The sequence below is a fragment of the Viridibacillus sp. FSL E2-0187 genome (assembly GCF_038006425.1).
GTDB lineage: Bacteria > Bacillota > Bacilli > Bacillales_A > Planococcaceae > Viridibacillus > Viridibacillus arvi.
Genome location: NZ_JBBOVG010000001.1, coordinates 2,594,458 through 2,607,228, shown reverse-complemented (window position 1 = coordinate 2,607,228; position 12,771 = coordinate 2,594,458). Strand labels below are relative to the sequence as shown.

Annotated in this window: 17 protein-coding genes; 16 read left to right on the top strand and 1 reads right to left on the bottom strand. The window is 33.7% G+C overall.

The window, feature by feature from the left end:
• The 3 genes from MHH85_RS12785 (at position 1) to MHH85_RS12775 (ending at position 3,224) form a co-directional block, all read left to right on the top strand.
• Positions 1 to 795 carry an ABC transporter ATP-binding protein gene (locus MHH85_RS12785; RefSeq protein WP_403977866.1) on the top strand — a complete coding sequence of 265 codons (795 nt, stop codon included), beginning with the start codon at positions 1 to 3 and terminating at the stop codon, positions 793 to 795.
• Positions 796 to 1,438: 643 nt separating this feature from the next.
• Positions 1,439 to 2,185, top strand: coding sequence for an SDR family NAD(P)-dependent oxidoreductase (locus tag MHH85_RS12780; protein WP_340707372.1), 747 nt, complete (start codon positions 1,439 to 1,441; stop codon positions 2,183 to 2,185).
• A gap of 94 nt (positions 2,186 to 2,279) precedes the next feature.
• On the top strand, positions 2,280 to 3,224 hold the full coding sequence (locus tag MHH85_RS12775) for a DMT family transporter (protein ID WP_340707371.1): 945 nt from the start codon (positions 2,280 to 2,282) through the stop codon (positions 3,222 to 3,224).
• Positions 3,225 to 3,334: 110 nt separating this feature from the next.
• Here the strand turns inward: MHH85_RS12775 and MHH85_RS12770 are convergent, their stop codons facing one another.
• On the bottom strand, positions 3,335 to 3,652 hold the full coding sequence (locus MHH85_RS12770; RefSeq protein ID WP_340707370.1) for a hypothetical protein: 318 nt from the start codon (positions 3,650 to 3,652) through the stop codon (positions 3,335 to 3,337).
• A 79-nt stretch (positions 3,653 to 3,731) separates the two neighbouring features.
• Between MHH85_RS12770 and MHH85_RS12765 the strand changes: the two genes are divergently transcribed.
• The 13 genes from MHH85_RS12765 to MHH85_RS12705 all read left to right on the top strand — a co-directional run bounded on the left by MHH85_RS12765 (position 3,732) and on the right by MHH85_RS12705 (position 12,376).
• Positions 3,732 to 4,256, top strand: a complete 525-nt coding sequence (locus MHH85_RS12765; protein ID WP_340707369.1) for a DUF6886 family protein — start codon at positions 3,732 to 3,734, stop codon at positions 4,254 to 4,256.
• 25 nt (positions 4,257 to 4,281) lie between these two features.
• Complete coding sequence (locus tag MHH85_RS12760; protein WP_340707368.1) at positions 4,282 to 4,980, top strand: Type 1 glutamine amidotransferase-like domain-containing protein; 699 nt, start codon at positions 4,282 to 4,284, stop codon at positions 4,978 to 4,980.
• Positions 4,981 to 5,014: 34 nt separating this feature from the next.
• Positions 5,015 to 5,512: an NUDIX domain-containing protein gene (locus MHH85_RS12755; RefSeq protein ID WP_340707367.1), complete on the top strand. Its 498-nt coding sequence runs from the start codon at positions 5,015 to 5,017 to the stop codon at positions 5,510 to 5,512.
• Between the two features lie 26 nt (positions 5,513 to 5,538).
• Positions 5,539 to 6,027, top strand: a complete 489-nt coding sequence (locus tag MHH85_RS12750; protein WP_340707366.1) for a DinB family protein — start codon at positions 5,539 to 5,541, stop codon at positions 6,025 to 6,027.
• 38 nt (positions 6,028 to 6,065) lie between these two features.
• A complete protein-coding gene (locus tag MHH85_RS12745) occupies positions 6,066 to 6,485 on the top strand; it encodes a GNAT family N-acetyltransferase (RefSeq protein ID WP_193739090.1) in 420 nt (139 codons plus the stop codon).
• Positions 6,486 to 6,552: 67 nt separating this feature from the next.
• Positions 6,553 to 7,146, top strand: coding sequence for a DUF1697 domain-containing protein (locus MHH85_RS12740; RefSeq protein WP_340707365.1), 594 nt, complete (start codon positions 6,553 to 6,555; stop codon positions 7,144 to 7,146).
• 11 nt (positions 7,147 to 7,157) lie between these two features.
• The gene (locus MHH85_RS12735; RefSeq protein WP_340707364.1) at positions 7,158 to 7,568 is read left to right on the top strand and encodes an NUDIX hydrolase; all 411 of its coding nucleotides are present in this window, start codon (positions 7,158 to 7,160) and stop codon (positions 7,566 to 7,568) included.
• Positions 7,569 to 7,632: 64 nt separating this feature from the next.
• The gene (locus tag MHH85_RS12730) at positions 7,633 to 8,085 is read left to right on the top strand and encodes a GNAT family N-acetyltransferase (RefSeq protein WP_340707363.1); all 453 of its coding nucleotides are present in this window, start codon (positions 7,633 to 7,635) and stop codon (positions 8,083 to 8,085) included.
• Positions 8,086 to 8,178: 93 nt separating this feature from the next.
• The gene (locus MHH85_RS12725; RefSeq protein WP_340707362.1) at positions 8,179 to 9,063 is read left to right on the top strand and encodes a hypothetical protein; all 885 of its coding nucleotides are present in this window, start codon (positions 8,179 to 8,181) and stop codon (positions 9,061 to 9,063) included.
• 92 nt (positions 9,064 to 9,155) lie between these two features.
• A complete protein-coding gene (locus tag MHH85_RS12720) occupies positions 9,156 to 9,845 on the top strand; it encodes an aspartate/glutamate racemase family protein (protein WP_340707361.1) in 690 nt (229 codons plus the stop codon).
• Positions 9,846 to 9,916: 71 nt separating this feature from the next.
• Positions 9,917 to 10,447, top strand: coding sequence for a GNAT family N-acetyltransferase (locus MHH85_RS12715; protein WP_340707360.1), 531 nt, complete (start codon positions 9,917 to 9,919; stop codon positions 10,445 to 10,447).
• A 182-nt stretch (positions 10,448 to 10,629) separates the two neighbouring features.
• On the top strand, positions 10,630 to 11,781 hold the full coding sequence (locus MHH85_RS12710; RefSeq protein ID WP_340707359.1) for an MFS transporter: 1,152 nt from the start codon (positions 10,630 to 10,632) through the stop codon (positions 11,779 to 11,781).
• Between the two features lie 379 nt (positions 11,782 to 12,160).
• Positions 12,161 to 12,376, top strand: a complete 216-nt coding sequence (locus MHH85_RS12705) for an NAD(P)-binding domain-containing protein (RefSeq protein ID WP_340708167.1) — start codon at positions 12,161 to 12,163, stop codon at positions 12,374 to 12,376.
• The last annotated feature ends 395 nt before the right edge of the window (positions 12,377 to 12,771 follow it).

Sequence of the window (12,771 nt, the reverse complement as noted above, 5' to 3'; positions counted from 1 at the left end):
GTGAGTATACTTGTATTGAAAAATATAAAGAAAACATATTTGCTCAGAAACTCAGTTTTTGAGAAGCGGAAATCGATTGCAGCCGTTAAGGATATCTCCCTAACTTTAGAACATGGAGTTTGCTTAGGCATTGTTGGAGAAAGTGGTTCAGGTAAAAGTACATTAGGCAAAATTATTTTAGGACTTGAAAAGCCTGATCAGGGAGAAGTTTGTTTTTTAGGGAAGAATCTACATAAATTGAACTCCAAAGAATTGAAAGAGTTACGCCAAAATCTCCAGGTTGTCTTTCAGGATTGTTATAGTGCGGTTAATCCACGACTTACTATAGGTGAAATTATTGCTGAACCAATAAGAAATTATAAAAGGCTATCCTCGGTAGAAGAGGAAAATCAAGTGCAACAGCTATTGAAGAAAGTAGGATTAAGTCCGGAAGATGTGCATAAGTATCCCTCTCAGTTCAGTGGAGGACAGCTACAAAGAATCAATATTGCTAGAGCCATTGCCCTTAAACCAAAGTTAATCATACTTGATGAGGCTGTAAGTGCATTAGATGCTCTCGTTCAAATACAGATTTTAAATCTTTTGGCACAATTAAAGGAAGAATTTCAACTTTCATATCTATTTATTTCTCATGATATACAGGCGGTCAATTACATAGCAGACTGTTTAGTAGTGATGCATCAAGGAGAGATTGTAGAATCGTTAGATGATATGGAGCAGATTGAACAATTAGAACATCCTGTTTCTAAAAAGTTGTTATCCTCTATTCTACCTCCATTTCCGAAGCTCTTTTGATGAGATAAATATATTAGTAATAACTCGAATTGAAATTTAATAAGCTTACTTTTTTACATTCAACTCTTTATATAGTTGGAAAAGATAAAAAAGGGCTATCCCAATAGGTTTAGATTATCCATAAAGAAGAAAATAAAAAACTCAAGAATGTTAGTAAATCAACATTTTTGAGTTTCAAAATGGTGCGTCAATGAGTCTAAAAGAGACTTATTTGACAGCCCCTTTTTTATTTGAATTCAGACTAGGATTTTTTAAAAGTTAAAATGTATTTTAACGAGCGTATTTTGTTAAATTTCAACATTTTAGAAAGTACATATATATCACTTTATTAATCTCATACTTATGATATTCTAATAATATAAAATTGAATATTCTGAGTTTTTAAATAGAGATTATTATTTTGAGCATCTTTTACGTACAATATGATATTTGCAGTAAGCAATCGGATTATTTACTCAGCCGGTAGTTTTGAATTTATATGTGGCATCCAGTTTTCTGAAAACAAATAGTATTGGAATTTTTGAGGGGGTATACCATTTATCGAAGCATCAATCATTGTGTTGATGCTGATTACATACGTCCCTGTAATATCGACATTCTTACCAGATTTACTAGGAGTAAAATAGTAAAGGAGGAAGTAGATATGAAAATGAAAGATGAAGTAGCCATTGTAACAGGTGCAGCGAGTGGTATTGGTCAGGAAGTCGCAATACAACTCTCACGTGAAGGTGTGAATGTTGTATTGGTGGATCTAAATGTTTGTGATAAAACGATTCAACAATTAGAAGGCAGTAGTTATTTGGAATGCATTGGTGATATAAGAGATGAGCAATTTGTCAAAGATACAGTTCAGCGTACGATAGAAAAGTTTGGGGAAATTCATATATTAGTGAATAATGCAGGCACTTGTTGTCGCTTGGATATAGAGCATATGACAATGGCGGACTGGGACCGAGATTTAGATACCAATCTAAAAGCCGCTTTTCTATTTATCCAAGCATGTATTTATCCATATATGAAGGAAGCTGGATACGGACGAATTGTAAATATTAGTTCAGTATCAGGCATTAATGGAGGCGTAGTTTCGGGAGATGAAAAGGATGGACGCTCAGGTCCAGCATATGCTGCTTCAAAGGGTGGCGTAATAGCTTTAACGAAATGGGTTGCAAAGGAAGTCGGCAAGTATGGTATTACTTGTAATTCAGTGGCACCTGGAGCAACGGCAACCGGCATTACTGCAGGAGTCGATTATGATACAAGTAAGCAAGTTATTGATCGAATGGGCCAACCAAGCGATATAGCAAATGCAGTTATGTACTTTGCTTCAAAGGAATCAGGATATACGACTTCTCAAGTATTAAAAGTTGATGGGGGAATTAGTATCGGATAACAGTCGCATTAAATTATATGTAAGATTATTCCTTTGCTTAAGAAAAAGGGATCATCTCGGTGAATGAAAATATTGTCTACAGAAGGGAATCGCTATGGGGAATACCAAAGTATACAGTATTTTAGTAATGATTATGTTGGCTTGGGGCTTAAATGTGACGGCATTAAAAACTTTAGTCGATCATTTAAATCCAATTACGATGAGTGCTGTAAGAATTTTTATCGCTGGAACAACAGTGTTGATTATCTGGGCTCTGTTGAAAAAAACATTGTTTCAGAGAGATTTTCCATGGAAGTATATAGTGATAATTAGCTTGTTGGGTGTAGTTTGCCACCATTTATTTTTGGCAGTAGGTATACAACGCACTTCAGCTGTAAAAACGAGTATTATCCTTGGTTTCGGCCCTCTATTGACAGCTCTTTTGTCGATGGCTTTTAAGCTATCTCAATTAACATATCAAAAATTTTCTGGTTTTGTATTAGGAACAGTTGGAGTTATTTTAACTGTGTTAAATGGTGCAGAAAAAGTAGGAGAACTTCAACTGGGAGACTTTTATATTTTTTTATCCATATTGCTGCAAGCTTTTAGTTTTATTTTTATTAGTAAAGCATCAAAATTGATAAATCCTATGATCTTAACAGGTTATATTTTGATTATTGGATCAATTATTTTATTCGCCATCAGTTTAATTATGGAACCAGGTGGATTTAAAGATTTTCAAACAATAAACTCTAATGTGATACTCGTCTTATTTGCCTCTGCCATTTTTGCTACAGCAATTGGTCATATGCTGTATAATACTTCGATTAAACTAATTGGGCCTGCAGAAGCAGCTATTTTTGTAAACTTCAGCACTATATTTGCATTAATTGGTGCATATTTTTTATTAAATGAGCCGATTACCTTGTTGCAAATGGTAGGTTGCTTACTGATAATGATTGGTGTTGTTGTAGGGACTAGTGGATTGAAATTTAGAAACATTCTACAAAGTGTTTTTAGTCGTATGAAATCGTGGGTAGGTACTAACACAATCAAGTGAAAACGTAGCTAGATAGGGGTAAAAGACATACCCATCTAGCTACGTTTTTTGTTGGAATAAACGATAAAATGAACCGTACTACAGAGTAATATAGCTACATGTTTTTTTGCTTATTCTTGCTTTTTAAAGTCTGGTTTAACGTTCATGAACAGTGTAAAACCATCATTCACTTGTACTTGCTTTCGTAACTCGTTGAACTTATCCGTTAATTCTTGACCTGTGTAACCTGCTTTTGTCAGCTGCTCCATAATGAGCGTTTTATATTTCTCGAAAACAGGATCAATAATTGGCGTAATAATTAGTGCCCCATTTACCTTAGAAATTTGAACCTCATCAATTAATGAAAACTCTTCATAGAACTCTTCTGGAATTTTAATCTCTCGCTCTGTGGAAATTTTTACTTTTTTTGAATGGGCATCATATCCCAACTCATTCACCCCCGTATTATGATATTCTAATAATAGGTCAAAATAGAATATTTTTACTAAAATTTAATGGGAGGTTAATATGAGACTTTTTCATGTAAGTGAAGAACAAAATATTGAGGTCTTTGAGCCTAGAATACCTTCTCGTCAGGATTTAGATCAGGCAAAAAGACTTGTTTGGGCAATTAATGAAAAGTGTTTACCTAATTTTTTGACGCCAAGGAATTGCCCTCGTGTTTGTTTTCATATTAATGCAGACACAACAAAAGCAGATAAAACTAGATATCTTTCATCAAGCCCAAGCAATCATGTGGTAGTAATTGAAAACAAATGGCTACAAAAAATGAGGAATACAAAGCTATATTTATATGAATTTGATTCAATTGAATTTCAATTACTTGATAAAAATGCGGGATATTATGTTAGCGAAAAGAAACAAGTTCCGATTAACTGTGTAGAAATAAACGATTTGATTGAAGCACTTTCCGATCGAAATGTAGAACTAAAAACTGTAGACAGCCTATGGCAACTTCATGATGATGTACAACATTCATCATTAAGTTTCTCAATGTGCCGGATGAAATTTGCTACTCCTAGAGGTTACTAACAATAGTAGAATGGAGGATGAAAATATGAAACAAATTATTGCACTTGGTGGCGGTGGATTTTCAATGGAGCCTGAAAATCCCTTGTTAGATTCATACATTCTCACGCAATCAAAAGAGATTAACCCTAAAATCTGCTTTATACCTACAGCAAGTGGCGATGCTGATAATTACATAGCACGGTTTTATGATTTTTTTAAGACTCAAAATTGCAAGCCAACGCATTTATCATTGTTTAACCCACCAACGAGAGATTTAGAAGAATTCATATTAGAAAAAGATATCATTTACGTAGGTGGTGGGAATACAAAAAATTTATTGGTTTTATGGAGAGAATGGGGTCTAGATAAAATCTTAAAAAAAGCATGGGAAAAGGGTATTGTTCTTGCTGGTATTAGTGCAGGGGCTCTTTGTTGGTTTGAAGAGGGCATTACAGATTCGTATGGAGATGGACTCGAACCACTTCAATGTTTAGGGTTTTTAAAAGGAAGTAATTGCCCACATTATGATGGAGAAAAAGATAGAAGACCTTCTTATCATCAGTTAATTGAAACACAACGCATCAAAGCAGGAGTAGCAGCTGATGACGGTGTAGCGATACATTACATTGATGATGAAATTGCCAAAATTGTTAGCTCAAGACCGAAAGCAAAAGCGTATCAAGTCTTTCTTGAAAATAAAGTGGTTGAGAAGCAATTACCAACTGAATTTCTAGGTGGATTTTAAAGATTAAATTATTGTAACTACTTGGGAGGAGCATATGAAGACAGTTATAGTTAATTGGAACGAACATAGAGTGAAACTCACATGGAAACCAAATTTTCAACTAAATGATTTGTGCATAGTAACTAGTGTTCATGCAATCTGTATACAAAATAACAAAGTACTTCTTTCTAAAATTAAAGATAGAGGATTTAACTATCCAGGTGGTCATATTGAAAGTGGTGAATCTGCTGAAGAAGCGATGCATCGTGAAGTGTATGAAGAAGCATATGTTAAAGGTAATATTACTTACCTAGGTGCAATTGAAGTCAATCATGAAGAGAATCGACTATTTGTCCCAGGTGGTAAATATCCAATGATAGGTTATCAATCTTTTTACCGAATGGATGTTAAAGAATGCTTTCCATTTTTACGTGAAAATGAAGGGATTGCACGTATATGGGTAGAACCATCAGAAATTCCATTTATCATTGATGATCATGAATTAGCTACCATTATTTTAGATGAAGCAATTCAGTTTGAGAGCTCCAAATAGCAATAATTAGTGAAAAGTATGTTTCTATGGAGATGAGTGAAATAGAATCAAAACAACTGATATTGAAACACTATAAAAAATCGATCCAATATATTGAGAGTTTTAAAAGATTATCTGATGACTGCTGGCTTACACCTATAGAAGAGAGGAAATGGTCAGTCTGTGAAATTATAGGGCATTTAGTACCATGGGACAATTTCATATTGGAAAACAGACTACCTTACTTGATAAACCTAAAACAAGAATTAGAAAGTCCAAATGTAAAAGAAATGAATCATATTGCAGCATTAGAAAGTAGAAATATAACTAAAGATGAAGGAATTAAAAAATTTAGACTAATAAGAATAAAATTAGTGAATGAGATAACAAAGATACCTGCAAGTCAATTTAACAGAGAAATTAATATAGGCACGAGTAGATTGACTATTACTGAATATTTTAAAGGCCTAATAGAACATGATTTACATCACTTTCAACAAATTGATGAGTTTTTAAATAAATGTAATAAATATTAATATTGCAGTCATGTGTCTTGTTAAAAAGGAGTGATTACTTGAACTCTGTTAAAACAGCAAAGGTAGAAGATATAGAGGCAATAGTAAAACTCGATTCCGAAATCATAGGCAATATGAGTAGAAGGAAGCAAATCGAAAAAATAGTTGGAGAAGGCAATTGCTTAATTCTAAAAGAAGAAGAGTCAGTTCGAGCGTTTTTACTATTTGATACGAATTTTTTTGAATGTAGTTTTATATCGTTAATCATAGTTTCAAAGTTAGCAAGACGAAAGGGATATGCAACAGCTTTAATTAACTATTTTGAAAGCACTGCACCAACTAAAAAAATATTTTCCTCCACAAATCAATCGAATATTAAAATGCAGAAGGTGTTTGAGTCTCAAGGATTTGTACGTAGTGGCTTCGTTGAAAATTTAGATGACGGGGATCCTGAGATTATTTATTTCAAGTCAATCTAAGTGAATATAAAAGATGGCGAATAAAAGAAGTATAATATGGTTTTAAGCAAGGTAGGAGGGAATACAGATGACAATTTATATTGCTTTTTTACGGGGTATTAACGTAGGTGGCCACAATAAGATTAAAATGGCGGAACTAAAGCAAATGTTTGAGGGAATGGGTTTTACGCGAGTAAAAACGTATATACAAAGTGGCAATGTCCTTTTCGAGTCGGGTGAGAAAGAACCATTTATACTAAAGTGTATTGAACATGAAATTAAGGAAGTTTTTGGATTTACGATAAGTGTCGTTTTAAGAACTTCCACCGAGTTAGAACGGATTACGGGAGAATGTCCTTTTACGAAAGAAGAGATTTCGGTTGCGGAAGAATCGTCAGAAGGGGAGAGCCTTTATGTAGCTTTATTACTCGAAGTTCCTTCACAGGGAAGAATTGAAGGTCTGAGTGCCTTTATAACCGAATATGAAGACTTTCGATTTGAAGGCCGTGAAGTGTATCTCTTATTCCGAAAAAGTATTCGTAATTCCAAGTTGGCGATCAAGGTGCAAAAGCTTGGTGTTCCAGTAACAATACGTAATTGGAAAACAATGAACAAGCTGACGACTTTAGCAAAAGAAATCGAGAGAAAAACTGGAGTGAGTACTGTAATTGAGGGCGACTAGGGGGGATTTCAATGAAAAGAGTAGATGTTGTATATGCCGCAATCTGTAAAGAGGAAACAGATGAAATATTAATGGTACAAAATGAAAATATGATATGGACATTACCTGGTGGTGCAGTTGAACAAAACGAAACACTTCAGCAGGCACTTATTCGTGAAGTAGATGAAGAAACGAATCTACAGGTTGAAATGGGTACACTCATCGATGTAAGAGAAAAGTTTTTTGAAGATCGGAATCATCATGCATTATTATTTACGTTTAAAGTAAAAGCATATAGCGGGGAGATAGCGGTAAATTTCCCAGATGAGATACAACAAATTAAATGGATGTCCTTTGAAGAAGCAGATCAACATATGACCTATCATCCACAGGGAATAGCATCAATTTTAGGACTTAAAGGATTATTTATTTCTCAGGGGTAAAAGTAAATTGATTTAGAAGGCAATGATTATTTGTAGGAAACTAGATAAAAAACGGGGTAAAGTAATGATAAAAAAGATTGATATAACTGATCCAAAAGTTGCTATAGAAGTTTTATTTATTCAAATTCCTTCTTATAAAGTAGAGGCAGAAATAATTGGCTACTATGATATTCCGCCATTAAGGGATACCCCTGAAAAGTTGCAACAATGTGGAGAAACTTTCTTCGGATATTACCTAGAGGGAGTGTTATGTGGAGTCATTTCTATCAAAGTAAAAAATGATGTAATTGATATACATAGATTAATTGTTCACCCTAAATATTTTAGAAAAGGTATTGCTCAGATGTTATTGGATTATATTGAAAGCAATATAGAGAGTATTGAAACAATAATCGTGTCAACGGGTTCCAAAAATATACCAGCAGTAAGATTCTATGAAAAAAACGGATTCTCAAAAATTGAAGAAACTAAGATAAATGAACATTTATTATTAACTAATTTTAAAAAACATCTTTGAGGAACTGGTACTGAGAAATCATAAGAATTCACAAAATTAAATTGGATATTCTTATAACGTCTAATATCCTTTTTGAACAAAGGAGAGAGAAAATTGATTATTACACCATCAGATGAGATCTTACAACAATGGGTGGAAGACTATGTACCGAAGAAAGATATATTCTTTTTAGCAGAAGGAGATATCGATAAACTTCAAGGGCATTTGAGAAATGTACTTGTGATGCCAATAGATGAGTTTTTTCAGCATTCGTCTTATACACAAATCGAATTGATGAATAGCTATGAATATTGGAATATTAAAAATGCATCACACGTAATTGTGGCTCAGCAAGCCTGGATTGTCAGCTTAACTGAAGAGATTTGTACGTTCTTGTTACAATGTCAAGTTAAAACAGAACGGGGAATGGTATTGCCAACAACTTTTATTGCAGATTTATCTGATGTACCTAATGCTTACATAATAGATGATTCAGTCGTTTTACAGCGTAGTATGTGGGAAGGCATGTCTCAAAGTAATAAGAAAATGACAATTATAAAAATGGTTGCAGAGTGGTGGGAAGATGGTGTTTGTGAAGAGATACCAGAAAAACTACCTCCGCATTTACTGCCATATGCGAATACTTATGCGACAACTGCAGGCGCCAATTGTTTAGCAGCTACTTTATATGCAGTTAGTGGTGAAGAAAACGATTGGTTATTGCAAGAATGGGTCCACCAGCAAGCTTTATTGAATGGATTGAAGCAATTTGGATATGAGGCGTACGAGCAGAATAAAAAGCTAATTCCAGGTGATGTAGTCGTATGGATAGATAATGATAAAGTAATCCAACATGCATCATATTATGTGGGAAATGGTCTATTTTTCAATAAACAAGGACAAACAATATTCAATGCATGGAAAATTAGGAAGAAAGCAGATTTGATGAAAGACTGGGAATCTACGCAAATGAAGATATATCGTTATTTGAATAAATAACAGCTATAAAACTTGAAGTAGATTCTTAGTAAAGTAATCTGCTTCTCATCTTATTTTTACAAAATATTTGACTTAGAGAGGGAGCTTAATATATGAAAACAATTGGATTAATAGGCGGCATGAGTTGGGAATCGTCAGCAGAATATTATAAGCTCATCAATGAAGAAGTGAAGCATCAATTAGGTGGTTTGCATTCAGCTAAGTGTATATTATTTAGTGTTGATTTTGAGGAAATAGAGAGATTTCAATCAATAGGGGATTGGGAAAGTGCAGGGCGTGTTTTAGCAAATGTAGCAATTTCTTTAGAGAAAGCAGGAGCTGACTTTATTGTTATATGTACGAATACAATGCATAAAGTCATTGATTTGATAGAAGAAAAGATTCAAATACCAATCTTACATATTGCGGATACAACTGCAAATCAGATTAAAGCAAATGGTATTCAGAAAGTTGGTCTACTTGGTACCAAATTTACGATGGAACAGGATTTTTATAAGTCACGTGTGGAGACATATAATATTCAGGTCATTGTACCAGAAGAAGAAGAACGGGCTATTGTCCATCAAATTATATATGATGAATTATGTTTAGGGATTTTAAAAGAATCCTCAAAGAAAAAGTATTTAGATATCATCGATCGACTTGTCGAAAAAGGAGCAAAAGGCATTATTCTGGGCTGTACAGAAGTAGGTCTACTCATAAAACAACAGGATACTAAGATACCTTTGTTTGATACTACTAATATTCATGCAATTGAGTCAGTCAAACGGGCATTGCAATAAGAGTATGCAATTTGAGACTATACTGTAATAAAAAAACGCTTAGCACATGAATGAAATTAAGGAGAAATCGAATGGAAAATAAAGCTTTTATTCTTGAAACCGAAAGATTATATGCGAGGGAACTAGTACAAAATGATTTTCAAGATCTAGCGGATATTTTACAAGATGAGAGAGTAATGTATGCATATGAACATACATTTAATGATCAAGATACACAAAATTGGCTGGATAGACAGCAATCAAGATATCAGGAAAATGGATTTGGATTATGGGCGATTTTATTAAAAGGAACAGATACAGTGATTGGACAAGCTGGATTAACTATGCAACAAGTTGGAAATAGAGAAGTGTTAGAAATTGGTTATTTGTTTAAACATGATTTTTGGCATAAAGGGTATGCAACTGAAATGGCAGAAGCTTGTAGAAAATATGCTTTTAATATTTTAAAAGCTCCAGAAGTATATTCAATAATAAAAGATGATAATATTGCTTCTCAAAAAGTAGCTATGAGAATTGGTATGCACATTGAAGAAGAGTTTATTAAGCAATATTACAATGGCGATATGGTGCATTATCTTTATAAAGTTGAAAATAAGTTGTGACTCCTAATTTGTAGATTAGGAGTTTTTCTATTTTTGTATAAAAATGTTTAAAAAGGTATAACTTCGTGACTATAAATATGATATGATAGCATTTCTCGGTAAAAGGAACCTATCTTTTGAACGATAGTGATAAGCCTCAAATACCTAGTAAAACAAAGATTTAATTTGAAAGGATGTTAAATATGCAATTACATCATAGACTAAAAGTATTTAACTTTTTGTTCTTTGGCATGCTTGCGCTATTTGTTCCGTTTTTACCAGTTTATCTAGGTGAGAGAGGTTTATCGCCAAGTGAGATAGGGCTTGTGGTAGGTACGGGTGGATTTGTAACAATATTTACGCAGCCATTATGGGGATTCATCAGTGATAAGACGAAGACGATTAGAAAAATATTATTATTGTTATTATTTTTAGCTAGTTTATTTGGCTATTTCTTGTTTAGCGTTGATGGATTCTTGCTATTAGTCGTATTTGCGATGTTCGTCTACTTCTTCTTAATGCCGATCGACCCGTTAATGGAAAGTTTGAATTTTACAGTAGCAGAAGCAGCAAAAATTAGTTACGGTTCAATTCGTACATATGGAGCATTAGGTTATGCGGTATTAGCACTTGTTACCGGATATATTATGTCTTACTTTGGCAATAACAGTGTCGGTATCCTTTTTGTTATATTAGGGATTATTGGATTCCTTATTATATGGAAAATGCCCGATGCTCCAACTTCTTCTAAACCAGTTACCATTGCAGGTTTGAAGAGTTTTTTAAGTAATAAACAAACATTATCGTTTTTATTATTAGTATTTATCTGTTCGGTACCTGCTCGTATGAATGAAACGTTTTTAGGCGTTCATATTCTGTCATTAGGTGGAAGTACAAAACTAGTTGGACAAGCATTTTTCATCTCTGCGGCAAGTGAAATTATCATCTTTGCTCTTAGCTTTTGGTGGCTTCGTAGTGGAAAAGAACTACTAATAATAACGATTGCAGCATTTTTCTTTTTTGTACGATTCTTTGTATCAGCGTGGATTACAGACCCGCAAATGTTAGCACTTGTACAATTACTACAAATGCTCACTTTCCCAATTTTTTATACAGCAGCGATTCAGTATTTATATCGTATTGTACCGGTAGAGTGGAGAGCGACAGGGCAAACGGTTTTGGCACTATTATTCTTCGGAATATCAAGTATCGTCTCATCATATGCAGGTGGCTTCCTATATAACTCTCTAACAGGTCAACATTACTATCTAGTGGTCTCTGGGATATCTCTGATAGGTACGATATATGGTTTAGTGTCGTTATTTGTTAATCGTAAAAAGATAACGCTTGATTAGTGAGATGAAAACCTCCCTTTATCTTTTGGTAAATGGAGGTTTATTGTTAAGGAAGTTACTATATTTGATGTAGTAGTAGAAAGAACAATATTTTCCGGTTGCTTTTTCTTTGAAAAAAGAAGTAGCTACTCTTCTCGCTGAAGCACAGCGTGAAAGGAAATATCCAAAAAAGTTGAATTAGTAGGCTAGAGCAATTTGGTCTACTAACCGAACAATCATGTGTTCTTTTAATTCATAAAATAGGCTTTTTTCTCTCTGAAACTTTAAAAAGCATTGCCGAAATAGTGAATATTGTGGTATCTTCATTATCTACGACTGATATTGTACGTCAATCATACATAGGGGAAAATGGAGTTTTTAAAATAAGAAAAAAGGTTCCATTATTATGGATATGAGTACAAGAGATGCAGAAACTGCAATCGATTTGGCAATACCAGCTGATGAATTAGGTTTGTTATTTGATGATTGTCCGACTAGTGGCGAACCTGCTGGTGCTGATAACGGTACACTTACTATTATGGTAGGTGATAATATTCAAAAATGCGAGAAAATTCGTTCAATATTAAAAGTGTTAGGCGAAAAAATTATTACATAGGTGAAAACGGTTTCAGATAAATTGCGAAATTTGTCATAATATGGCGAATCCTTCGAGTGAAGAAAGTTTAGTAGAAGCTTAGATTATTACTAAACAAGTTGGGGTCAAACAAGGAAAAGTAGCAAAATGTTTATAATAAACTAGCTAACCGTGTATTAAATATATTCGAGTAAGATATTTGAACAACCAATATGATAATGCTTTATTTGTATATAACCAAATGTTAGAGGACATTTGGTTATATGCAAGAAAAGAATATCTGAGGAGTACTATCGTTTATTTGATCTACCGACTTTCAATTAAATGAATCTACTAAAACAACAGTAAAATGAGATCTAGATGCAACAGCCGTATGTCAAATACTTGAAGAATGAGCATCTACGGCTATCAGTAGT

Bases quoted from the DNA above. Each gene is read 5' to 3' on its own strand.
- MHH85_RS12765 (WP_340707369.1), top strand. From the start codon at position 3,732: ATGAGACTTTTTCATGTAAGTGAAGAACAAAATATTGAGGTCTTTGAG.
- MHH85_RS12775 (WP_340707371.1), top strand. From the start codon at position 2,280: ATGGGGAATACCAAAGTATACAGTATTTTAGTAATGATTATGTTGGCT.
- MHH85_RS12710 (WP_340707359.1), top strand. From the start codon at position 10,630: ATGCAATTACATCATAGACTAAAAGTATTTAACTTTTTGTTCTTTGGC.
- MHH85_RS12715 (WP_340707360.1), top strand. From the start codon at position 9,917: ATGGAAAATAAAGCTTTTATTCTTGAAACCGAAAGATTATATGCGAGG.
- MHH85_RS12740 (WP_340707365.1), top strand. From the start codon at position 6,553: ATGACAATTTATATTGCTTTTTTACGGGGTATTAACGTAGGTGGCCAC.
- MHH85_RS12720 (WP_340707361.1), top strand. From the start codon at position 9,156: ATGAAAACAATTGGATTAATAGGCGGCATGAGTTGGGAATCGTCAGCA.
- MHH85_RS12735 (WP_340707364.1), top strand. From the start codon at position 7,158: ATGAAAAGAGTAGATGTTGTATATGCCGCAATCTGTAAAGAGGAAACA.
- MHH85_RS12755 (WP_340707367.1), top strand. From the start codon at position 5,015: ATGAAGACAGTTATAGTTAATTGGAACGAACATAGAGTGAAACTCACA.
- MHH85_RS12730 (WP_340707363.1), top strand. From the start codon at position 7,633: ATGATAAAAAAGATTGATATAACTGATCCAAAAGTTGCTATAGAAGTT.
- MHH85_RS12750 (WP_340707366.1), top strand. From the start codon at position 5,539: ATGGAGATGAGTGAAATAGAATCAAAACAACTGATATTGAAACACTAT.
- MHH85_RS12780 (WP_340707372.1), top strand. From the start codon at position 1,439: ATGAAAATGAAAGATGAAGTAGCCATTGTAACAGGTGCAGCGAGTGGT.
- MHH85_RS12760 (WP_340707368.1), top strand. From the start codon at position 4,282: ATGAAACAAATTATTGCACTTGGTGGCGGTGGATTTTCAATGGAGCCT.